Origin of the sequence: Xanthomonas sp. Leaf148 (assembly GCF_001423585.1) — a bacterium.
In the GTDB taxonomy this organism is placed as follows: Bacteria; Pseudomonadota; Gammaproteobacteria; order Xanthomonadales; family Xanthomonadaceae; genus Xanthomonas.
This window is the reverse complement of sequence record NZ_LMOP01000008.1, coordinates 318,784-341,245: the sequence shown is the minus strand read 5'-3', so window position 1 is coordinate 341,245 and position 22,462 is coordinate 318,784. Positions and strand designations below refer to the sequence as shown.

At 65.6% G+C, this 22,462-nt stretch carries 22 protein-coding genes; 15 read left to right on the top strand and 7 right to left on the bottom strand.

The window, feature by feature from the left end:
- Positions 1 to 208: 208 nt before the first annotated feature.
- On the bottom strand, positions 209 to 1,048 hold the full coding sequence (locus tag ASF90_RS06175) for a hypothetical protein (protein ID WP_055847295.1): 840 nt from the start codon (positions 1,046 to 1,048) through the stop codon (positions 209 to 211).
- A gap of 242 nt (positions 1,049 to 1,290) precedes the next feature.
- Here ASF90_RS06175 and ASF90_RS06170 point away from each other — a divergent pair, with 242 nt between their 5' ends.
- The 7 genes from ASF90_RS06170 (at position 1,291) to ASF90_RS06140 (ending at position 7,617) form a co-directional block, all read left to right on the top strand.
- Positions 1,291 to 2,727: a Do family serine endopeptidase gene (locus ASF90_RS06170; RefSeq protein ID WP_055847292.1), complete on the top strand. Its 1,437-nt coding sequence runs from the start codon at positions 1,291 to 1,293 to the stop codon at positions 2,725 to 2,727.
- A gap of 116 nt (positions 2,728 to 2,843) precedes the next feature.
- Positions 2,844 to 3,206, top strand: coding sequence for a hypothetical protein (locus ASF90_RS06165; protein WP_055847289.1), 363 nt, complete (start codon positions 2,844 to 2,846; stop codon positions 3,204 to 3,206).
- 3 nt (positions 3,207 to 3,209) lie between these two features.
- On the top strand, positions 3,210 to 3,695 hold the full coding sequence (locus ASF90_RS06160) for a hypothetical protein (protein WP_055847286.1): 486 nt from the start codon (positions 3,210 to 3,212) through the stop codon (positions 3,693 to 3,695).
- The gene (locus tag ASF90_RS06155) at positions 3,692 to 4,075 is read left to right on the top strand and encodes a hypothetical protein (RefSeq protein ID WP_055847283.1); all 384 of its coding nucleotides are present in this window, start codon (positions 3,692 to 3,694) and stop codon (positions 4,073 to 4,075) included. Before ASF90_RS06160 ends, ASF90_RS06155 begins: the two co-directional genes overlap by 4 nt.
- 180 nt (positions 4,076 to 4,255) lie before the next feature.
- Complete coding sequence (locus tag ASF90_RS06150) at positions 4,256 to 5,362, top strand: AI-2E family transporter (RefSeq protein ID WP_055847280.1); 1,107 nt, start codon at positions 4,256 to 4,258, stop codon at positions 5,360 to 5,362.
- A 107-nt stretch (positions 5,363 to 5,469) separates the two neighbouring features.
- The gene (locus ASF90_RS06145; protein ID WP_055847278.1) at positions 5,470 to 6,207 is read left to right on the top strand and encodes an HAD family hydrolase; all 738 of its coding nucleotides are present in this window, start codon (positions 5,470 to 5,472) and stop codon (positions 6,205 to 6,207) included.
- 39 nt (positions 6,208 to 6,246) lie between these two features.
- Positions 6,247 to 7,617, top strand: a complete 1,371-nt coding sequence (locus ASF90_RS06140) for a leucyl aminopeptidase family protein (protein WP_055850200.1) — start codon at positions 6,247 to 6,249, stop codon at positions 7,615 to 7,617.
- Here ASF90_RS06140 and ASF90_RS06135 read toward each other — a convergent pair.
- Complete coding sequence (locus ASF90_RS06135) at positions 7,614 to 7,835, bottom strand: hypothetical protein (RefSeq protein ID WP_055847275.1); 222 nt, start codon at positions 7,833 to 7,835, stop codon at positions 7,614 to 7,616. The genes ASF90_RS06140 and ASF90_RS06135 overlap by 4 nt on opposite strands.
- A gap of 175 nt (positions 7,836 to 8,010) precedes the next feature.
- Between ASF90_RS06135 and ASF90_RS06130 the strand changes: the two genes are divergently transcribed.
- Both ASF90_RS06130 and ASF90_RS06125 read left to right on the top strand, forming a co-directional pair.
- Entirely contained in the window at positions 8,011 to 9,102 is a 1,092-nt protein-coding gene (locus ASF90_RS06130; protein ID WP_055847272.1) for a catalase family peroxidase, read from the top strand.
- Positions 9,099 to 9,641, top strand: coding sequence for a cytochrome b (locus ASF90_RS06125; protein ID WP_055847269.1), 543 nt, complete (start codon positions 9,099 to 9,101; stop codon positions 9,639 to 9,641). The genes ASF90_RS06130 and ASF90_RS06125 overlap by 4 nt, the downstream gene beginning before the upstream one ends.
- A 204-nt stretch (positions 9,642 to 9,845) precedes the next feature.
- On the opposite strand, the gene ASF90_RS06120 is transcribed toward ASF90_RS06125, so the two are convergent.
- From ASF90_RS06120 to ASF90_RS06110, 3 genes are all read right to left on the bottom strand, one after another.
- Entirely contained in the window at positions 9,846 to 10,634 is a 789-nt protein-coding gene (locus tag ASF90_RS06120) for a ThuA domain-containing protein (RefSeq protein ID WP_055847266.1), read from the bottom strand.
- 468 nt (positions 10,635 to 11,102) lie between these two features.
- Positions 11,103 to 11,705, bottom strand: coding sequence for a response regulator transcription factor (locus ASF90_RS06115; RefSeq protein ID WP_055847263.1), 603 nt, complete (start codon positions 11,703 to 11,705; stop codon positions 11,103 to 11,105).
- Between the two features lie 91 nt (positions 11,706 to 11,796).
- Positions 11,797 to 12,984, bottom strand: coding sequence for a sensor histidine kinase (locus ASF90_RS06110; RefSeq protein WP_055847260.1), 1,188 nt, complete (start codon positions 12,982 to 12,984; stop codon positions 11,797 to 11,799).
- Between the two features lie 435 nt (positions 12,985 to 13,419).
- Here ASF90_RS06110 and ASF90_RS06105 point away from each other — a divergent pair, with 435 nt between their 5' ends.
- The 5 genes from ASF90_RS06105 to ASF90_RS06085 all read left to right on the top strand — a co-directional run bounded on the left by ASF90_RS06105 (position 13,420) and on the right by ASF90_RS06085 (position 19,629).
- Positions 13,420 to 14,664, top strand: coding sequence for an efflux RND transporter periplasmic adaptor subunit (locus ASF90_RS06105; RefSeq protein WP_055847258.1), 1,245 nt, complete (start codon positions 13,420 to 13,422; stop codon positions 14,662 to 14,664).
- Between the two features lie 369 nt (positions 14,665 to 15,033).
- A complete protein-coding gene (locus ASF90_RS06100) occupies positions 15,034 to 15,723 on the top strand; it encodes an ABC transporter ATP-binding protein (RefSeq protein ID WP_055847251.1) in 690 nt (229 codons plus the stop codon).
- A gap of 12 nt (positions 15,724 to 15,735) precedes the next feature.
- Entirely contained in the window at positions 15,736 to 16,896 is a 1,161-nt protein-coding gene (locus tag ASF90_RS06095; protein WP_055847250.1) for an ABC transporter permease, read from the top strand.
- 7 nt (positions 16,897 to 16,903) lie between these two features.
- Positions 16,904 to 18,229: an ABC transporter permease gene (locus ASF90_RS06090; protein WP_082473437.1), complete on the top strand. Its 1,326-nt coding sequence runs from the start codon at positions 16,904 to 16,906 to the stop codon at positions 18,227 to 18,229.
- Between the two features lie 284 nt (positions 18,230 to 18,513).
- Positions 18,514 to 19,629 (top strand): alpha/beta fold hydrolase, encoded by a 1,116-nt coding sequence (locus tag ASF90_RS06085; RefSeq protein ID WP_055847247.1) that lies wholly within the window; start codon positions 18,514 to 18,516, stop codon positions 19,627 to 19,629.
- A gap of 51 nt (positions 19,630 to 19,680) precedes the next feature.
- Here ASF90_RS06085 and rarD read toward each other — a convergent pair whose 3' ends face one another.
- The gene (rarD, locus tag ASF90_RS06080; protein ID WP_055847244.1) at positions 19,681 to 20,598 is read right to left on the bottom strand and encodes an EamA family transporter RarD; all 918 of its coding nucleotides are present in this window, start codon (positions 20,596 to 20,598) and stop codon (positions 19,681 to 19,683) included.
- Positions 20,595 to 21,491 (bottom strand): drug/metabolite exporter YedA, encoded by an 897-nt coding sequence (yedA, locus tag ASF90_RS06075; RefSeq protein WP_055847241.1) that lies wholly within the window; start codon positions 21,489 to 21,491, stop codon positions 20,595 to 20,597. Before yedA ends, rarD begins: the two co-directional genes overlap by 4 nt.
- Before the next feature lie 332 nt (positions 21,492 to 21,823).
- On the opposite strand from yedA, the gene ASF90_RS06070 reads away from it, so the two are divergent.
- Positions 21,824 to 22,252 (top strand): Rap1a/Tai family immunity protein, encoded by a 429-nt coding sequence (locus ASF90_RS06070; RefSeq protein WP_193552644.1) that lies wholly within the window; start codon positions 21,824 to 21,826, stop codon positions 22,250 to 22,252.
- The last annotated feature ends 210 nt before the right edge of the window (positions 22,253 to 22,462 follow it).

The following is a 22,462-nucleotide window of genomic DNA, read 5'->3' as shown; positions in this document are numbered from 1 at the left end:
CCTCGTGCAGTTGGATGCAACACGCAGTTAGAGCAACACGCAGTTAGAGCAACACGCAGCTGGAGCAACGCAAACGCATGAAAAAGGCCGACGCTGTACGACAGCGCCGGCCTCTCTCGATACGTTTCAACGTCTACGCACATCTCAACGTGTAGCGCACATCCGCGCTTCCAGCACGAGCGGCGCCACTCAATGACGCCCTCAGCCGTCAGCGCGTGACGCGCTTGACCGCCTTCTTGCCGACGGCCTTGCGGGCGGCGGTGGTCTTGGCCACTGCGCGCGTTGCCGGGGTCTTGGTGACCTTGGCCGCCTTCTTCAATGCGGTCTTGGTCACTGCCTTCTTCAACGGGGCCTTTTTCACTGCGGCTTGCTTGGTTGCGGCCTGCTTGGCGACCGGTGCTTTCTTGGCGATGCCTTTGGCGACCGACTTCTTCAGCGACGCCGATTTGGCCGCGGCCTTCTTCGCGGCCGTGCGCGCGCTCACCGTTGCCACGGCGGTCTTGCGTGCCGCGCTCTTTGCGGCGGTCTTGGCGCTCAGCGCCGCCGCCTCGGCCTTGGCGTTGGCCTTGGCGGTTTCCAGCTTCTGCTTGGTGTTGGCCTTGGTATCGGAGATCTTTTTCTTGGCCGCGGCGCTGGTGCTGCTCAACTTCTGCTTGGCGGCATCTTTGGTCGATGTCAGCTTTTGCTTGGCCGCATCTTTGGTGGAGAGCAGCTTCTGCTTGGCCGCATCCTTGGTCGCCGTCAGCTTGTCTTTCGCAGCGTCCTTGGTCGCGGTGAGCGAGCGCTTGGTCTTGGCCACGCTGCGCTTGACCGCACTCGCCGCCTCGCTAGCCTTGCTGACCACGTTCTTTTCGGCCTTGACCACCGCCTTGCGGGCCTTGGCGACGCGCGTCTTGACCTCCGCCACTGCCACCCCAGCCGCTTCCTGCATGTTGGTCACCGCCTCGCTGGTGGTGCTGGCGATGGTGTCGGTCAGCTCAGTTGCGGTGCTCTTGACGCTGTCGACGGCGTCGGACAGGGTTGCGGTTACACCATTGCCGTTGCTCATAGACCCTCCTTAAGGGCATCAGTTCGATAAATTCGGGCGATGCGCGATGGCATGCGTATGCTGAACAGGCATCGGAACAAGCGGACGCTACGCCCGGCTCGACGGGCTGTCAACGCAGTGGCGGCAAGGCATGCGCGGCGCTTTCACCGGCAGTTAAATTGCTGGCTGGCACTCTCGTTCAGCTTGATTTACGTAGCCAGACACCTTATTCCCTTTCCACCGCGTAACCCGGAATCCGTTCCATGCGACCGCTTCCCACCTTGCTGACGCTTTCCCTGGCCGCCGCCTTCGGCGGTTTTGCCGCCACCGGTATCAACGCGTGGCTGGACAACCGCGCCGACGCCGCGCCGGCCGGCGCTACCAACTTCACCCTGCCGGCCGCTGCTGCGCTACCGGCCGCCGTTGCCGGGCAACCGGTGCCTTCGCTGGCACCGATGCTGCAACAGGCGATGCCGGCGGTGGTCAGCGTCAACACCAAGCAGGTGGTGCGCGTGCGCAACCCCTTCTTCAACGACCCGATCCTGCGCCGGTTGTTCCCGCAGGTTCCGCAGGACCGCATCAACGAATCGCTGGGCTCCGGCGTGATCATCGATGCGCAAAAAGGGTATGTGCTGACCAACCATCACGTCATCGAAAATGCCGACGACGTGCAGGTGACGCTCGGCGACGGGCGCACGGTCAAGGCCGACTTCATCGGCTCCGATGCCGACACCGACATCGCGCTGATCCGCATCAAGGCCGACAACCTCACCGACATCAAACTGGCCGACAGCAATCAGCTGCGCGTGGGCGACTTTGTGGTGGCGATCGGCAACCCGTTCGGCTTCACCCAGACCGTCACCTCGGGCATCGTGTCGGCGGTGGGACGTAGCGGTATTCGCGGGCTCGGCTATCAGAACTTCATCCAGACCGATGCCTCGATCAATCCCGGTAATTCCGGCGGTGCGCTGGTCAACCTGCAAGGCCAGCTGGTCGGCATCAACACCGCCAGCTTCAATCCGCAGGGCAGCATGGCCGGCAATATCGGCCTGGGTCTGGCGATTCCCTCCAACCTCGCGCGCAACGTGGTCGAGCAACTGGTGACCAAGGGCGTGGTGGTGCGCGGCACGCTCGGACTGGAAACCCAGAATCTCACCCAGCAGATGCTGCAGGGCCTGGGCGTGGATTCGCTGCGCGGTGCTCTGGTGACACGCGTGTTGCCAGGCGCTGCGGCGGCCGCAGCCGGCGTGCAGCCGGGCGACGTGGTCGTGGCTGCCAACGATCAACGCGTGGACAGCGCCGAGGCGCTGCACAACTACGAGGGTCTGCAGGCGGTTGGCAGTGCGGTGACGTTGGACATCCGTCGCGACGGCAAGCCGCTCAAGCTCAAGGCCACCTTGAAGGAGCAGGACCGCGCAGTCACCGGCGACATGCTGGACCCACGGTTGAGCGGCGCCACCTTTGTGGACCTGCCCGAGTCGCTGCGTCAGTCCGGCATTACCGGGGTCATGGTCAGCGAGGTCAAACGTGGCGGGCGCGCCGCGGCCAACGGCCTGGTTTCCGGCGATGTGATCGTGGCCAGCAGTGTGGGCGAGTTTGCGGATCTGGCCAGCTGGCGTGCCAATTTCCAGCGCAAACCGCAGCAACTGGTGGTGCGCATCCTGCGTGGCAACGCGCAGTACGACGCGCTCATGCGTTGACGCACTGTGCACTGCACGCGGCTCCCACTAACGCCTCCTACACCCCCCCGATGCTATTGCTACTGCACGACCGCACGTGAGTGGCGGCTGCCATCAATGACCGAAGGAGATATCGCATGAGCCCCACCAATACCGATCAGCTGAAGGAAAACCTGAGCGACGCCGGCACCCACCTGAAGTCGGCCGCCAGCGCCGCCGGTGAAGCCGTCAAGGGCGCCACCAGCGCTGCGGGCGACGAGCTCAAGCTCGGCCGTGCCAACGTCAAGGCCGAGTTGTCCGACACCGCGCTGTCCGGCATGGCGGCTGCGGAGTTTGGCGGCGCCGCTGCCAAGGAGCAGATGGACGTGCTGGTTGCCAAGGGCAACGACCTGCTCGACAGCGCCACCGACCTGATCCGCGAGCGTCCGCTGGCCGCATTCGGCGTTGCGTTTGCAGCTGGCTGGGTCATCGCCAAGCTTGCGCGTAGCAACGATAACTAAGTCGTGGTCGATCAGGCTTCTACAGCTGCCGGTTCCGGCGCGCCAGACGCGCGTCCGGAGACGCCGGGACTGGACGAAAGCGTACGCGCGGTCGGCGCTGCCGGCCGCGCAACGCTGGGCTCGGCCCACGAGACCAGTCGCGCCCTGCGCCGGCTGGTCTCGGCCGACCTAAAACTGGCACGCAGTGCATTCGGGCGTGGCTTGGCGTGGGCATGCGTGGCCGTTGTGTTCGGCGCGTCGTCATGGTTGTTGCTGGCAGGCGCCATCATCGCCTTGCTGCAGCGCGCCGGGTTGTCGTGGTTTCAGGCGATGTTTTTTACTGCATTGGCCAGTCTTCTGGTCACCGGTATCGCGGCATGGCGGGTGTTCTTCTACTTCGATCACACCGGCATGAATGCAACGCGGCGTCAGTTGGTCAAGCTAGGTATCTTCGACGATTCCAGCGATGACGACACCGCTGCAGCGACTGCCAGTGGAGGCAAGTCATGAAGTTCGGCACCTTGTGTCAGCGCGTGGAACGCGCCGAAGTTTTAGTGGAAGGGCGCGCGCAGGAGACGCGCACGCACTGGGGTGAACTGCGCCAGACCTGGCGTGCGGGCTGGTCGCCGGCACGCATCATGATGATCGGCTTCGGGCTGGGCTTTGTGACCGGCCGCAACGAGCCGCAGGCCGCGCTAGGCAGCATCGCCGGCAAGCTGGGCGGCATTCCCAAGATTCTGCAGATGGTCAGCACGATCTCTGCCTTGTTCACGGCCCACCGTGCCCAGGAAGCCTCCGAACAGGCCGAACGTGCCGCCGACAATGCCGAAGAAGTGGCGGCCGAACCGACCGTCACCGTGGTACAGGTGCCCCCCGAGCGCGCCGCCTGATTTTTTAGGTTGTCTTGAGGTTGTCTGCGGCGCTAAGGCGCCGTCACCGCGCATGGTCGAGACCGTCAGTCGCCTGCAACGGGACTGACACCGCACGCACAGGTCCTGTGCGCGCCGTTGACGCGTTGTGCCGATAATGACCCATCGCTGGCAGCACGCCAGTCTGCTGCCAGGGCGCGCATGTCTATCTCCGTTGAGTCTTTGGATGCTGCCATTCCGGCAGATCCGCTTCCGCCGCCTCCGGCACCGCGTCCGCGCGCACCGGCTTCGTTGGTGGTGCTGGCAACACTTGCCGTCGGTTACACCTTATGGGCGGCGCAGACGATCATCCTGCCGGTGATGCTGGCGGCATTCTTCGCACTGATCGGCAACCCCATCCTGCGCGGACTGCGCAAGCTGTATATCCCACGCTTTCTCGGTGCCTTGCTGGTGCTCTGCCTGGGCCTGGCCGGCACCGTCACGTTGGCGGCGCAATTAGCCGGCCCTGCCGCCGAATGGGTGCAACAGGCACCGCGTCAGATGCGCCAGATTGCACGCGATGTGCGCGATTTCACCAAGCCGGTGATGCAGGCCAACCAGGCGGCGGAAAACTTTGCACGCGCCGCTGGTGGCGAAGGCCAGCGCGGTGTGCAGATCGTGCGCACGCAGATGGACGACCCGTACAAGGCGCTGGTGCGCACACCCAAGCTGGCCGCCTCGGTGCTGGCCGTGGTGCTGCTGACGTTCTTTTTCATGGTCTATGGCGAAAGCCTGCAACGGCACGCGATTGCGTTGTTGCCCAATCGACAGCAACAGCGCTTCACCACCGAAATCATGCTGGACATCGAGCGTGAGGTTTCGCGGTATGTGCTCACCATCAGCGTGATCAATACGCTGGTCGGGCTGGTTTTTGCAGGCATTTTGTACGTACTGCAGATTCCGCTGCCGGAGGCCCTGCTCTGGGGCACGGTCGTGGCGCTGCTGAATTTCGCGCCTTACGTCGGCCCGCTGATCGGCGTCATGCTGATGCTGTTGATGGGCTTTGTGGAATTCCGCACCCCCTTGTCGGCGATGCTGCCGGCGATCCTGTATCTGGCGCTGCATACCATCGAAGGCCAGGTGGTCACCCCGATCGTGCTGGGCCGGCGCATGGCGATCTCGCCGCTGATGCTGATCCTGGCGCTGATGCTGTTCGGCTGGCTGTGGGGCATGGTGGGCCTGCTGCTCGCGGTGCCGCTGCTGGTCTGCATCAAGATGGTGCTGAGCCGGGTGGAAGGGATGCAGCGCTGGGCACGGCTGCTTGAGTAGCCGGGAATCGAGAATCGGGAGTCGGGAATGGGTAGAGCGCAGCTCCTGCCCTTGCCATTCCCCACTCCCGATTCCCCAATCCCGACGCAAGACCGTAAAATCTTGCGATGAGCTTCCACATCAGCGCCATCACTCTCGACCTCGACGACACGTTGTGGCCCTTCGCAACGATCGGTGCGCGCATCGATCAAGTGCTGTACGACTGGATGCGCGAGCACAGCCCAGTCACCGCCGAGCGGTTCCCGGTGGAGGCGATGCGCGAGCTGCGTGAGCGCAGCTTTGCCGACAACCCGCAGCTGCATCACGACCTCAGTGCGCTGCGCCGGTTGACGCTGGAAATGGCCTTGCGCGAGAGCGGCGGCGATCTGGCGCTGGTGGAACCGGCCTACGAAGTGTTCTATGCCGCGCGCAACCAGGTGGAATGCTATCCGGATGCGCTGGACGCACTGGCACGCATCGCCGCGCATGTGCCTGTGGCCGCGCTCAGCAACGGCAATGCCGATCTGCAACGCATCGGGCTGATGCACCACTTCGCGTTTCAGCTGGGCTCGCGCGAACACGGCAGCGCCAAGCCGGAGGCCAGCATCTTTCTGGCTGCATGCGCGCGTCTGGACGTGCCGCCCGCACAGGTGCTGCATGTAGGCGACCACGTGCGCATGGACGTGCTGGGCGCGCTGGATGCCGGCCTGCGTGCATGCTGGATCAATCGCGACGGCGCGGAGTGGTCGCATCCAACCCAGCAGCCGGACCTGGAGTTCGACAGCATGACCGGGCTGGCCGACTGGCTGGACGCGCAGCAACCGCACCCGGGCGCCGCGCGCGACGGCATCTGCATTCCCGCCTGAGTTCAACCCGACGGCGCACACCGCCATTGAAGGATGTCCATGTCGCACCTCACCGGTTTCACCGATCCCGCCGCCGCCGCGTTGCCGCTGTATGTGCTCGACCGCGAGGGCTTTGCGCGCTGGTGCGCCGAGCAGCCCACGCGAGTGTTGTCCTGGGCACAGGCGCAGCGTTTCGATGCCGCACCGGGTAGCGTGTTGTTGTTGCCCGGCGAGCAAGGGCTGGCCGGCGCGATCGTGGGTATCGGCGACCGCGCCGACGCGTATGCCTACGCGCACGCACCGATGGCGCTGCCGCCGGCCAGCCGCTGGACGCTGGCCAACAGCCTGAGCGATGCCGAACTGGCACTGCTGCACCTGGGGTGGGGGCTGGGCGCCTATCGCTTTACGCGGTATCGCAAGGTGCCGCGTGCGCCGGCCGAGTTGGCGGCCACGCCTTCGGCAGCCACGCACGCACTGATCGCGGCGTGCCTGCAGGTGCGCGACTGGGTCAATACGCCGACCGAAGACATGGGCCCGCAGCAGCTGGAAGATGCCACGCGCGCAGTGGCGCAGGCGCATGGCGCGCAGGTAGAGGCGATCGTGGGCGATGCGTTGCTGGCGCAGAACTTCCCCACCATCCATGCGGTCGGCCGCGCCTCGCATCGCGCGCCACGGCTGATCCAGCTGCAATGGGGCGATGCCGCGCATCCGCATCTGGTGCTGGTCGGCAAAGGCGTGTGCTTCGACACCGGTGGGCTGGATCTCAAGCCTGCCGATGGCATGCGCAACATGAAAAAGGACATGGGCGGCGCGGCACATGCGCTGGCGCTGGCCGGGCTGGTCATGGCGCAGCAGTTGCCGGTACGGCTGACGCTGCTGATCGCTGCGGTGGAAAACGCGGTTGGCCCGGATGCGTTCCGCCCGGGCGAGGTCATCACCACGCGCGCCGGGGTCACGGTGGAAGTGGACAACACCGACGCCGAAGGCCGCCTGGTGCTGTGCGACGCGCTCAGTTACGCCACCGAACAACGCCCGGACCTGATCCTGGATTTCGCCACGCTCACCGGTGCCGCGCGCATCGCGCTGGGCCCGGATCTGCCGGCCTTGTTCGCCAACAACGATGCGCTGGCACAAGCCTGGATCAGCGCCGGCGAGCAGACCCGCGACCCGGTCTGGCGCATGCCGCTGTGGCGCCCCTACCTGCGCTATCTCAACAGCCACGTGGCCGACATGGCCAACGCCGGCTCGCGCATGGCCGGTGCGGTCACCGCCGCGCTGTATCTGGAGCGCTTCGTGGCGCCGGGGCAGCAGTGGGCGCACCTGGACGTCTACGCCTGGAACGACAGCGACCGCCCCGGTCGCCCCGCCGGTGGCGAAGCCCTGGCGCTGCGCTCGGCGTTTGCGATGCTGCAGGGGCGTTACGGCGGCTAGGAGCCGTCGATAGAGCCTGGCGCTTGCCGCCAGGCGCGGCGTACCGGAAGTCGGAAGTCGGAAGTCGGAAGTCGGAAGTCGGAAGTGATGTAGCGCGCCACCTGCGGTTGCTGCACGCCCGACTGCGCGGCGCCGGCCATGGACGGCTCCAGCATCAAGCGCGGTGCAGAACCGTTGCTCGGCTGGCTGGCAGCGACACCGCCATGCAGTGCCGGCATCGCCGCTGCGCATGGGCGATTAGAGGTCGGGTGCCTCCCCGGTGCGGTAACGAGATATCACGCGCCGGAGGCAGCCCATTGCGGATGATGTTGTGCAGACGTGCTCGGCCGCAGCGATGAGGCTTGGCCATACGACCGTCGACACGCCGTCCATCGCATCACATCGGAGCCAGCCATGACGTTGCCACCTCCCTCGCCCCAGCGCACGCGCAGCCCCGTGCTGCCGTTGCTGGGCATTGCCGCGATTGCCGGTGGCATCGCCATCGCGTTTGCCTGGACCGCCGGCTGGATCGGTGGCGACCGGCTCACCGCTGCGCGCATGACCGACACCATCGAATCCAGCGGGCCGCCGCATCCGGGCTTTCGCCGCGCGCATAGCAAGGGCGTGTGCGTGAGCGGGCAGTTCCAGTCCAGCGGCAAGGCGACCTGGGTGTCGTCGGCGCGCATCTTCAGCCAGGCCAGCACGCCGGTGTTGGGGCGCATGTCGATCGGCGGTGGCGACCCGCACGGTGCCGATGGTGCGGCGCGCGTGCGCAGCATGGCGCTGTTGTTGCGCAGCGACGACGGGCAGGAATGGCGCACCGCGATGAACAGCTTTCCGTTCTTCGTGGTGGCCACGCCTGCCGGCTTCCAGGCCTTGAATGTGGCCTCCAAGCCGGACCCGGCCACCGGCAAACCGGACCCGGAGAAACTGGCTGCCTTCGGCAAGCAGTATCCGGAGGCCGCCAAGTTTCAGCAGTGGGCTAAGACCGCGCCGTGGTCGGACAGCTGGGCCAATACCCAATACAACGGCGTCAACGCGTTCCGCGCGATCGCCAGCGATGGTCGCGAGCGCTATATCCGTTGGTCGATGCGCCCGCATACGCCGTTCAAGGAATTGAGCGCCGAACAGCGCAAACAGGCCGATGGCGATTTTTTGGCCACCGACTTGGACGCGCGCCTGGCGCAGGGCTCACTGCGCTGGGATCTGGTGCTGACCGTGGCCGAGCCGGGCGATCCGGTGGATGACCCCTCGCAGCCCTGGCCGGCCAGTCGTAAACAGATCGTGGCCGGCACGCTGTCGCTGGAGCATGCGCAACCGCAAGCCACCGGCCCCTGCCGCGACCTGAATTACGACCCGTTGATTCTGCCCAAGGGCCTTGCTGGCTCCAACGACCCGATTCTGGCCGCACGTTCGTCGGTGTATTCGCAGTCGTTCAACCGACGCGAGCATGAGATCGCCAACGGCAAGGGCAGCGACGCTACCGGCCAGGGAGCCCATCAATGAGCCGCCACACCCACTTCAATTTGCCCGCGCGCGTGCTGCACTGGCTGATGGCCGCGATGATCCTGACCATGTTGTTTGTCGGCGTGGGCATGGTGGCCTCGGTGACGCAGCGGCCGTGGTTGATCGACCTGCATCGCCCGCTAGGCATTGCGATCCTGATCCTGGCGGTGCTGCGCTTGATCAACCGCCTGCGCCATCGGCCGCCGGCCTTGCCTGCGGATCTGCCTGCTTGGCAGAAGGCCGCCGCGATCGCCTCGCATTGGCTGTTGTATGCGTTGATGCTGGGCATGCCGCTGATCGGCTGGGCGATGCTGTCGGCCGGCGGGTACCCGATCGTGCTGTGGCCCGGCGCGAACTTGCCGGCGATCGTCCCGCACGACCCAGCGCTGTACGCGTGGCTACGCAGTGCGCATGGCTGGTTGGCGTATCTGTTGTTCGCCACCGTCGTTGGTCATCTGAGCGCAGCGCTGTTCCATGCATGGGTACGCCGCGATGGCGTGTTTTCCAGCATGGCGCGCGGGGAGCGCTCTGCGCGTTGATGGGTTTGGTTGGGTGTTGGCAGACGTCTTGCACGGAGTGATTTGACTGCGCGGACGTACCCTCACCCCAACCCCTCTCCCGCCGGGAGAGGCTGCCCACGCAGGGGCGTATGAAGGTACGGACGAAGCCTCTGATTCCCCGCCATTTGCAGTGACTTTGCCCCCATACCCTCACTCCTCTCCCGCAGGAAGAGGAGTGAGTGCTTAACGCTGGCGTTTTGTTTTGGCCGCTGGCTCTGAGGCTTGGATGCCCTTGCCGGTCGCGGCCCAATAGATGCCGCCGTACAGATGCTCCAGATAGCGCGGGTCGTTGTAGGCCTCGGACAGATGGCCCAAGGCGGTAGCGAAGACGCGGCCGCCTTCGAAGTGGTGATACCACGCCACCGGGTGCTGTTTGCCCATGCCCTTGGCGACCTGGCCCGGCCAGATCAGCGTGGGGTCGTAGCTGGTTTCATCCACCGTGAGTAGCGTGACCAGATCGTCGCTGTAGGGCGGATCGTATTCGTACCACTCATCGCTCCACACCCAGCGCTTGGGCAGGCCGGCGGTGGCGGGGAAGTTGGCGTCCACCACATCGACCATCGCGGTTTGCATGTACGGGTGGGTGCGGAACGAGCGGCCGATCAGATGGTCGTACCACTCCCACTCGCCGCGCTTGATCGCAAACGCCTTGTGCACCGCGACCACGCCGCCGCCATTGCGCACGTATTTTTGGAAGTTGGCGCGCTGGGCCGGATCCAGATCCGTGGCCGGGGTGTTGAGCAGCACGATGGCGGCGTATTGCGAGAGATCGCCATCGAAGGCCTTGGCATTCCACGCCCACACCAGCTCGACATACTGCTTGCGTGCCATCGCTTCGAACTGCGGCTTGGCCACCGGGATGTAATCGTGGTGATACTGGTTGGGAATGGCCGCCACCAGAATCTTGAATTGCTCGGCCGATGCGTTGAATGCGCAGATCAGCAGCAAGCCCAACAGCCACACAGATTTCATGCAGTTACTCGCGATGATGACGATCGCCCGGCAGTGTACCTGCGCGGCGACGGCATGCCTTCGCATGCATTTGGAATAGCTGTTGACCTCTTCGCAGTGCATGGCCGATGCACGCCGTTGCGTATCGAAGCGATTGCAAAGCACGCACGCACGACGTGCAACGTCGCAGTGCGCTTGCTTACAAGATGCCGCACGCGTGCGCACGCCATGCATGGCTGCAGTAAAACCACCAACCGTTCGCATGAGCTCTGACGATTGAACGCCCTGGCCGCGCCCGCTTTGCGATCAGCAGCGTTCGATGGGCGCAAGCTGAAACGCGTCAGTAACGATCACACACCGCACCGCCTGCAGGCACTTAGAGCGGCTAACAAAAGGCGCGGAGGAACCGGAGTGTACGGGTGGTACATGCCGATTCCGAGCACCGGCCGCGCCCGCCTGGCGGCTGCACAGTAGTTTTGTTAGCTGCTCTTACAACCAGCCTTTCTGCCGCGCCAGTCGATACGCTTCGATGCGATTGGCCACGCCCAACTTGCCGATGCATTCGGACAGGTAATTGCGCACGGTGCCGTGCGAGAGCTGCAACCGTTGCGCGATCTCGCTGGCCGAGCGGCCTTCGCCGGCCAGCCGCAGCACAGTGCGTTCGCGCTCGCTCAGCGGATCGGCTTCCACCCAGGCATCCATCGCCAGTTGCGGGTCGATCACCCGGCCGCCGCGATGCACCTGACGCAGCGCGTTGACCAATTGTTCGGCCGGCGCATCCTTGAGCAGATACCCTGCCACGCCGGCATCCAGCGCGCGCCGCAAAAAGCCCGGGCGCGCAAACGTGGTGACGATCATCACCCGCACCGGCAGCGCCTGGCGCTGGATGCGTTGCGCCAGTTCCAGGCCGCTCAATCCGGGCATCTCGATATCGGTGACCAGCACATCCGGCTGCAGCCGCTGCAGCTCGCGCCAGGCGGCTTCGCCATCGCCGGCGCTGCCGACCACCTCGATGTCGTCTTCCAGTCCCAGCAGGGCCACCAAGGCGCCGCGCAGCAGTGCCTGGTCTTCCGCCAACAACACCCGGATCATCGCTCGCGCTCGCATCTGTGCAACGGCTGGGCACCATAGCAGTGCTGACACACCGCGTGCCACGGCAGCGCTGTGCCAACAGGGGGCGCGCTCAGCGCGATTGCGGCATCAGCGGCACCGGCAATGGCGGACTCGCCGGCTCCAGCACGGGCTGCGGCACCGGCATGCTGGCGCGCAAGCGCATGCCGCGTGGCAACGCCTCCACCTCCAACGTACCGCCCAGGCTCTGCACGCGTGCGCGCATGCCGTCTAGGCCGTTGCCCGGCACGATCACCCCGCCGCGGCCGTCGTCGGTGATTTCCAGCAGCGCCTGTTGCCCGTGTGCACGCAGGCTCACCCGCACCCGCCGTGCCTGCGCGTGACGTTGCACGTTGGTGGCCGCCTCGCGCACCACCAGCGCCAACGCGGTTTCGTGTTCGGGCGGCAGCGGCAGCGCCTCCAGTGTGTGCTCCAGCGCAATGCCGTCCATGTCCAGCAACACCTTGGCCGATGCCAGCTCGGCCACCAGCCCGGCGGCGCGGATGCCGGTGACCGCGCGCCGCACCTGCGCCAGTGCGTCGCGCGAGATCTGCGCCACCGCATCGATCTCGCTCCGTGCGGCCTGCGGGTCGCGCTCGATCAAGCGTGCGGCCAGATCGGATTTGAGCGCCACCAGCGACAAGGTATGGCCCAGCAAGTCGTGCAGATCGCGGCCGATGCGTTCGCGTTCGGCGGTGGCCGCCAGGCGGCGGACTTCGTCTTGCGATAACCGCAGCAGCGCGTCCTTGCGTTCGTTGATGCTGTACACCGCGCCGACCGCCGCCATGCCCAGCACCGACACCGGCAACCACACCAGCGACTGCCAGCCCAGCCCGAGCCAACGCGCCCAGCCCAGGTACAGCGCGTTCATCAGCAACAGCATGGCGAAGTGCCGCCACAACGCGTACCGCGTGGACGGGCGCAGACTCAGGCAGGCAAATACGAAGTAGCTGATACCCGAGGCGTATATCGGCAGCAGCGCGGCACTGAGCACGCCCATCGCCCAGGCATAGCGGTACAGGGTGCCGCGCGGTGCCAGCAACATGCGTGCGTACAACAACAGGAAGACCGGATACGACAACAGCGTGCACAGCCACCACGTGCTGTCGTACCCGCGCGAAGAAAACACCGGCACCACAAACACCCAGGCCGACCACAGCAGATGCACGGCATCCATCCATGGCGATTGGCCCTGCGCCAGGCGCGCGGCCACTTGCGAATTGGCGGCCGGACGAAGCCAGGCCGGGAGACTCAGGTGCATCGGGATGGATCCGTAGGGGTGAGCGGATTCTGCCACTGCCGGGTTCGACTGGGCGCGCCACGTGGCAGGTCGCGGCGGACGAGCGGCCTCATGCATGCGGGTCACCGCCGCTGGTGGATGGCGTGCGATGTGATGATGCAGCAGCAGGGACGTCGACGTCGGACTGGCGGAGACAGCGCATGGGGATTTCGGCAATCAGGCGGTGGCGCAAGCGTGGTCGCTTGCAGCCGCTGCGCACAGTCGCGCCAGTCATGGCGTGCAGGTGACACCTGTCACTGGTCGATACGGCGGCCTTGGTCGCATGCTGCGCAGCACCTTGCAGTTGCGCCGGCCCGGCCTACCGTTGGTCGCCTCGCTGCAGTTGGTGACTTCCGGCAGCTTGCGGCGCGCCCTGCAGGCAGTCACATTCTGCGCAGCCTTCTGTCCTGGTTATCGATGAACACATCCGCCGATCTGCTCAAGCAACTCCGCATCGACCGCCAGCGTCCTGCCACGCCGCCGCCCGTGCGCCGCACCGGCTGGATCATCGCCGCCATTGTCATTGTCATCGTGCTGGCTGCGGCCGCGTGGTGGTTCACCCGCACACCGGTGATCAAGGTGCAGACCGCGCCGGTGGTGGCGATCAGCGCCGGCAGTAGCAGCGCCTCGGTGCTGGACGCCTCGGGCTATGTGGTGGCGCGGCGCATGGCCACGGTGTCGGCGCAGGTCACCGGCAAGGTGCGCGAAGTGATGATCGAAGAAGGCATGCGCGTCGAACAGGGCCAGGTGATGGCCACGCTGGACCCGTTGGATGCCGATGCGCAGCGCACACTGTCTGCATCGCAGGTGTCGGCCGCGCGCAGCCAGGTCGACAACATACAGGCGCAACTGGCCGTGGCAAACACCGATGCCACGCGCCTGCAATCGCTGGTGGGCGCACAACTGGTATCGCGCTCGCAGTACGAACAAGCCACCGCGCAACGCGATGCATTGCGTGCGCAGTTGCAGAACGCACAGCGCAACGTGCAGGTGGCCTCCGATCAACTGGCCATTGCCGGCATCCGCTCGGACTTCAACGTGGTGCGCGCACCGTTTGCCGGTGTGGTCACCGCCAAGGCGGCGCAGCCGGGCGAAATCGTCTCGCCACTGTCTGCCGGTGGTGGCTTCACCCGTACCGGCATCGGCACCATCGTCGATATGGAATCGCTGGAAATCGAAGTGGAAGTCGGTGAGTCCTACATCGGACGTGTGCAGCCGCAGATGCCGGTGGAAGCGGTACTTAACGCCTACCCGGAATGGAAGATTCCCGGCGAAGTGATCGCCATCATCCCCACCGCCGACCGCGGCAAGGCGACGGTGAAGGTGCGGGTGGCGCTCAAGGTCAAGGACCCGCGCATCGTGCCGGAAATGGGCGTGCGGGTGAGTTTTCTGGAGCAGGCCAAGCCGCAGGAAGCGGCCAAGCCGCAAGGCGTGCGCGTGCCGGCAGCGGCGTTGGTCGAACGCGACACGCGCACCGTGGCCTTCGTGGTCGGCGAGCGCAATGCGGTCAGCGAGCGCGCCGTCACCACCGGCATGACGATGGGCGAGGATCGCCAGGTGGTCTCGGGGTTGAGTGCCGGCGACAGCGTAGTGGTGAATCCGCCAGCGACCTTGAAGGATGGCGACACCGTGGCCGAAGCGGATGCCGACGCTGTGCAGTAACGGCTGGCCCGGCACGCACAACGCCGTTCCGCGGTATCGCTTGTAGTGCGCGGCATCGGTGTTGCCATCATCACGCTGCATCGAGATGGGCTTGTTGCAATGAAACATCGTCGTTAGAGCGGGAGGCGATCCAGCCCATCCGCTTGTAGCAGGTGTTATGTGCTGTTTGAGGGGGTCTCGAATGGCATCAAACACGGGGAGTCGCGCGAGTGCGGCACACGGCGATCCGTCTAGCTCGCCGCGCACACCGCACAGCACCACTCCGCTGATGGATCGCTTCACCGTCATCGTGCCTCGCATCGCCGCTCTTGCAGTCGCAGTCGCTGTGCCGCATCGCTTCCTTATCCCATTGCATCATCAGGAGTCGCCATGACCGCTCTCGTCAGCTTGCGCAACATCACCAAGACCTATCAACGCGGCCCGGAGCAGGTGCAGGTGCTGCACGGCATCGATCTGGAAATTGCCGCAGGCGATTTCGTCGCGTTGATGGGCCCGTCCGGCTCGGGCAAGACCACCTTGCTCAATCTGATCGGCGGGCTGGACAGCCCCAGCGGTGGCGAGATCGAAATCGAGGGCGAGCGCATCGACCGCATGAGCGGTGGGCAGCTCGCCACCTGGCGCAGTCACCACGTCGGCTTCGTGTTTCAGTTCTACAACCTGATGCCGATGCTCACTGCGCAAAAGAATGTGGAATTACCGCTGCTGCTGACCTCGCTCAACGCCGCGCAGCGCAAGCGCAATGCGGAGATCGCCTTGACCCTGGTGGGCCTGCAGGAGCGACGCAGCCACAAGCCCAGCGAATTGTCCGGCGGCCAGCAGCAGCGCGTGGCGATTGCGCGCGCCATCGTGTCCGACCCCACGTTTCTGATCTGCGACGAACCCACCGGCGATCTTGACCGCCACAACGCCGAAGAAATCCTGCGCCTGCTGCAGGAACTCAATCGCGAACACGGCAAGACCATCGTGATGGTCACCCACGACCCCAAGGCCGCCGAGTACGCCACGCACACCATCCATCTGGACAAGGGCGAGCTGGCCGACGCGCCACTCGCGCTCTAAAGGAGCGCTGCCATGAAGTATTTCTCGCTGGTGTGGGCGCAATTGTTTCGCAGCAAGACACGGACCTTGCTGACGCTGTTGTCGGTGGTGGCTGCGTTTTTATTGTTCGGCATGCTGGATTCGGTGCGTGTGGCGTTTACCTCCGGCGGCAGCGTCAGCGGGGTGAATCGCCTGGTGGTGGCCTCGCGCCTGTCGATCACCCAATCGCTGCCGATCCGCCTGGAAGCGCAGGTGCGCAGCGTGCCGGGCGTGCGCGATGTGACCTCGGCCATGTGGTTCGGCGGCATCTATCGCGACCCGAAGAATTTCTTTCCCAACTTTTCAGTGGCGCCGAACTTTTTCGACGTCTACAGCGAATACGCGCTTCCCAAAGACCAACTCAAGGCCTTTCAGACCACGCGCACCGGTGCGGTGGTCGGCGAAACCCTGGCCAAGCAATTCGGCTGGAAGATCGGCGACACCATCCCGCTGCAAGCCACCATCTTTCCGCGTGGCGGCAGTAACGATTGGCCGTTGCAACTGGTCGGCATCTATCGGATGAAGGATCGCACCGTGGCGGCCAATCAGGAACGCCAGTTGATGATGAACTGGAAATACTTCGACGAATCCAACGACTACATCAAGAATCAGGTGAGCTGGTTGACGGTGACCCTGAGCAACCCCGACCAGGCTTCGCGCGTGGCGCAGGCCATCGATGCGCTGTCGGCCAACTCCGATCACGAAACCAAGTCGCAAACCGAATCGGCGTTTCAGCAGGCCTTCGTCAAGCAGTTCGCCGATATCGGGCTGATCGTCACCTCGATCATGGCCGCAGTGTTTTTCACCCTGTTGCTGCTCACCGGCAACACCATGGCGCAGGCGGTGCGCGAGCGCATTCCGGAGTTGGCCACGCTCAAGACGCTGGGCTTTCAGGACCGCACGGTGCTGAGCCTGGTGATGATCGAATCGGTGTTGTTGATCAGCCTGGGCGGGTTGATCGGCATGGGCTTGGCGGAATTGGTCATCCCGGCGGTATCCGCGCGCAGCGGCGGGCTGATGCCGACCCAGACCGTGCCGTTGCAGACCTGGCTGGTGGCGTTCGGCCTGATGGCCGGCATCGGCATCGTAGTGGGTGTGCTGCCGGCGTTACGCGCGCAGCGCTTGAAGATCGTCGATGCCCTCGCCGGCCGCTGACAGGAGCATGCACATGCAACGCAAATGGAAAGATCGTGGCGTCACCTTGTTGTCCGTGGTGCTGCTGGCAGTCGGCCTGGGGCTGTGGATCGCGCTGCCGTGGATGTGGTTGCTGCCGATCGCGCTGCTGCTGGCGGTGTGGTTGGTGGTCACGCGCAGCGGCCGCCTGTCGCTGGCCGCCGCGCGCATCGGCATCGCCAGCCTGCCGCAACGCTGGGGCTCCACCTCGGTGATCGTGGTCGGCATTGCCGGCGTGGTCGGCGTGCTGGTGGCGATGCTGGCGATGGGCCAGGGCTTCCAGGCCACGCTCAACAGCACCGGCGACGACACCACCGCCATTGTCTTGCGTGGCGGCTCGCAGGCGGAGACCAACTCGGTGATCACCCGCGACCTGGTGCCGCTGATCGGCAGCCTGCCGGGGATCGCCACCGATGCCAACGGGCGCCCGATGGTGTCGCCGGAGTTGTCGCAAGTGGTCAACATCGCTTCGCGCTCCGATGGCACCGATGTCAATGCGCAATTGCGTGGCGTGGGCGAGCAGGCCTGGGGCGTGCATGACAAGGTCAAGATCATGCAGGGCCGCCGCTTCACCACCGGCCTGCGCGAAATGGTGGTCGGCAAAGGTGCGTTGAATCAGTTCCGCGGCCTGGAGCTGGGCAAGACGCTCACCCTGGGCAGCCAGCAATGGACGGTGGTGGGCGTGTTCGCCTCTGGCGATGCGCACGATTCTGAGATGTGGACCGATGCGCAGACGCTAGCCACCACCTACAACCGCCGCGCGTACCAGTCGATCACCGTGCGCACCGCTGGCAAGGCCGGCTTCGATCAGTTCAAGACGGCCATGGCGGCCGACCCGCGGCTCAAGCTGGATGTGGAAACCACCCGTGCGTATTACGGCAAGCAAGGCGGCGGGTTGAACCGCCTGATCAGCATCCTGGGCACGGTGATCGGCGCGATCATGGCGGTGGGCGCTGTGTTCGGTGCGCTCAACACCATGTATGCGGCGGTGGCCACGCGTGCACGTGAGATCGCCACGATGCGGGCGATCGGGTTTCGTGGCACGCCGGTGATCATGGCGCTGATGCTGGAAACCATGCTGCTGGCGCTGCTGGGTGGGCTGCTCGGTGGGTTGATCGCCTGGGCGGTGTTCAACGGCTACACCGTCTCCACACTGGGTAACAACTTCAGCCAGGTGGTGTTCCAGTTCAAGGTGTCGCCGGAACTGCTGTGGAGCGGTTTGAAGTGGGCGCTGGGCATTGGCCTGGTCGGCGGGCTGTTTCCGGCATTGCGCGCGGCGCGCTTGCCGATCACCACCGCATTGCGCGAGGTGTAGGCACTCCTTTGGAGTGCCGGGATTTGGGAGTGGGAGTGGGGATTGGTCACGGCGAAGGCGCGATGCCGGTGGCGGCGGCATCGTGGCTTCTCCGGTTTCAGTTGGTTGTTGGACCGCCTGGGGCTGGGCGTCGGGATTTGAAGTCGCCGCCTCCGTCGCCGCAGCGCTGCCTGCAGTAACTGAATGTATTGCAGGCTGTCATCGTTTTGTCACCGCAGTGCGGTAGATGCGCGGGCCGGGCAGGCCGTAGCCTGTTCGGCCGTTTGATTCAACGATATGCCGCTATGACGCGCCTGTTTCTGCTGGCCTGCGCCTGCCTGTGGCTGGCCGGCTGTTCTTCGTCCTCCACCTCGCTCAGCGAGCGCCTGGTCGCGCCCGGTGGCGTGTCGCCGTTGCTGGACGAAGAACGCATCGCCGCCACCATCGCCACGGTACCCAACCGCAGCGGCCATGTGGTCACGCGCGATGCGGTGCCGATCTTCTGGCGTGCGATCGATCCGGGCCAATACGCCATGCACTACCGCTACCTGGGCCAGCGCAACGACCCGGCGCATGCGCTGGATATGGACTTCAGCTTCAGCGTGCCCCGCGTGCCGCCACCGACGCCACGCGGCACCGTGGTGTTGCTGCACGGCTGGATGATGGATGGCGATTCGCTGCTGCCGTGGTCGCTGGAATTGGCACAGGCCGGCTACCGGGTGATCACCATCGATCTGCGCAACCACGGCCATTCCGGCGGCGGGCCGTCGGGCTATGGCACGCGCGAGTCCGACGACGTGATCGACGTAATCAACGCACTGCAGCCGCGCGGCGAAATCCACGGGCCGCTGTATCTGTTCGGCATTTCCTATGGCGCGGCCACTGCGCTTTTCACCGCCGACAAACTCGGCCCGCGCGTGGCCGGCGTGGTGGCGATGGAATCCTTCGCCAATGCCGGGCGCGGCATCCGCGACATGGTGCCGCACCTGCTGACCAGCCAGCCCAGCGGCTGGCGCGGCCACGCGGTGGCAGCGTACGCACGCTGGCGCTATGCCGACCAGAATCTCGATGCGGTGATCGCCGCCGCCGACAGCCAGCTCAAGCTGGATCTGGACCATGTCGATGTGGCGCAGGCGCTAGCCGACACGCGCAGCTGCGTGTTGCTGCTGCATGGCGATGCCGATCAGCACATTCCGGTGGCGCATGGCCGCGCCCTGGCGCTGGCCAGCACGCGCGCGCATTACGTCGAGTTGCGCGGCGAAAATCATCTAAGCCTGCCGCTGCGGCTGGACCTGCTGGGCGCACCGATCGACCACTGGCTGGCGCAGGTTCAACAGAGCCCCGGCCACTGCCCCGCTCCGCAGGCACTGCCGGCCTCGACGCTGGCGGTTGCGTTGCCGGTGCCGGTGCCGAGTAGCTGATCGAGCACTCGCTGCGTCCTTTGCACAGGACGCAGCCGGCACGCGCTCAGCTCAGCGCACCGCCACCGGCTGCCGCGCGCGCAGCACGCTGTCGCCGACAAACAACAGCAAGCCAACCCAGATCGCAGCAAATCCGATCGCACGCCCCTGATCGAACGGCTCATGGAAGAACCATACGCCCAGCAACAGCTGCAGGCTCGGCCCGATGTACTGCAGGATGCCCACCAGCGACAGCGGGATCCGCCGCACGCCATACGCAAACCCGATCAGCGGCACCGCCGTGACCACGCCACCAAAGATCAGCAGCAGATCGGTGCGCAACTCCCAGCCGCTAAAGAACGCGCCGCCGTGGCCCTGCTCGCCCCAACCCGCCAGCAGCAGCGCCGGCACGAACAGATACACGCTTTCCACGCCCAGGCCGGCGACCGCGTCCACCGCCACCAGCTTGCGCAGCAGGCCATACATACCGAACGACACCGCCAGCCCCAGCGCAATCCACGGCGGCGCACCGGCATCGATGGTCAACCACAGCACACCGATTGCGGCGCACACCACGGCCAGCCACTGGATGCCGCGCAGGCGCTCTTTCAGCACCAGCACGCCCAGCAACACGCTCAGCAATGGATTGATGAAGTAGCCCAGGCTGGCTTCGATCACATGCCCGGCGTTGATCGCCCAGATATACAGGCCCCAATTGAACGCGATCGCCACGCTGCTGCCAGCCAGCATCCACAACGCGCGCGGCTGCGCGGCAATCGTGCGCCACCAACGCAGGCCCGAGGTCGCCACCAGCCACGCCACCACCAGCACCGTGCTCCACACGATACGGTGCGCAATGATCTGCAGTGATGGCACCGCCTTGAGCAGATGCCAATACAGCGGCACCAGACCCCAGATCACGAAAGCCGAGGCGGTGATCAACAGACCGCGCCGCGCGTCCTCCGCCGGCACCGGCACAGGCGTGCTCATCGCCGTGCCCTGGCCAGGGTGACCACCAGCACGCCACCCAGAATCACCGCCATCGCGCCAATGTCGTGCGCGGTGAATTGCTCATGCCCCAGCCACGCCCCCAGCGCCACCGCAATCACCGGATTGACGTAGGCATAGCTGCCGGCCAGCGCCGGGCGGACGTGATGCAGCAGCCACACATACGCAGTGAACGCCACGATCGAGCCGAACACGCACAGGTACGCCACCGCCAATAGTCCCTGCGACGTCGGCCAGGCCTGCGGGCGCTCGCCGATCAGCAGGCCGGTGCTCACCAGCAGCACACCGCCGCACAGCATCTGCCCGGCGGCGGTCATGAAGGGCGATGGCAGATCGCGTCCACGCGACCACACCGAGCCGAATGCCCAGCCGATGGGCGCGATCAGCAACAACACCAATCCCCCCGGCGTTGCGGTGAGACTGCTGCCGGCGTTGAGCCACACCACGCCCAGAAATCCGATCACGATGCCCAGCCATTCGCCGCCGCTGGCATGCTGCCCGCGCAACGCGCCGAACAACGCCATCCACAGCGGCACCGACGCCACCGACGTGGCCGCCAAGCCCGAAGACACGCTGCGCTCTGCGAGCACCACCATGCCGTTACCCAGCAGCAACAAGGCCGCGCCCATCAAGGCCACGTTCTTCCATTGCGCACCCGTCGGTGCCGCCACGCCGCGCCAACGCAGCACGCTGTAGAGCACGCTGCCGGCGATGATGAAGCGCGCGCCGGACACCATCGTCAGCGGCTGCGCGCCGCCTTCCAGCGCAAACCGGATCGCCAGATAGGTCGAGCCCCAGACTACATAGACCAGCAGCAACGCGAGAGCGACCAACCCGCTGCGCGCAGGCGCGGCAGCGTCGTGAGAGGAAGACATCGGAACAGGGCCAAGTGCAGCGGAAGCGGTCATTCTAGAGCACCTACCCAAGCCCAAAAACGGCTGACGGCACCTGGCAGCCACGTATCAGGCGCGTGGACGGCGTGCACCAACACCACTGCACGCGTGGCATGTTGCTGGTGCGCCACGGCTGCGTCTGTCTGGCCGCAACCTAAGAACGGCTGCATGCGGGTATGGACGGCGCACAGGAACTGGCGCCTATCTGACACATGCCGATGCCGAGCACCAGCCGCGCGTGTCTGCTGGTCGCGCAGTCGCGGCGCGGGGCGCTCCAAGGCGTTACATGCATGCCCTTCGCCGCCTTGCGCGCTATGGTGCAACTCACCCCTCATTGCGGAGCGCAGATGCAGCGTCGCCTTCCCTGGCTGGCCATGGCCGCCCTGACCATTCTCTCCACCACCGCAGCGGCACGCACACTCGAGCCGTGGGAACTCAGCGGGCGCAAGTTGATCGAGGCGGGGCTGGATGGCTCGCTGGCGCCGGAGATCAACGCACCGAACCAGCCCGAACTCAAGGTCATGGTCTCGGCCAGCCGCGCCGGCGCCTACGTGCTTGGCGTGGCCAGCACCAGCTATCGCACGCAATGGTGCATGCCTGCGGGCAAGGCCGGCCCGCCGGATCTGCTGCCGATCATCGCCGATATCACCGCGCTGCCCGATGCGCGCCTGGACGAAGCCGCTCCCGGCCTGATCATCGAAGCGCTGCGCAAGCGCTATCCCTGCGGCAAACCCAAAAAATAAAACTGCAGCCGACGCTCCGCGCTTTAGAGCGGCTAACAAACCGTRGCGCGGAGGAACCGGAGTGTACGGGTGGTACATGCCGATTCCGAGCACCGGCCGCGCCCGCCTGGCGGCTGCACAGTAGTTTTGTTAGCTGCTCTTAGCGGTTGGATGCGCTGCGCACGGGCATCGCCAGCGATGCAACGCCCGGCCCGGTAACACCGCAGCGGG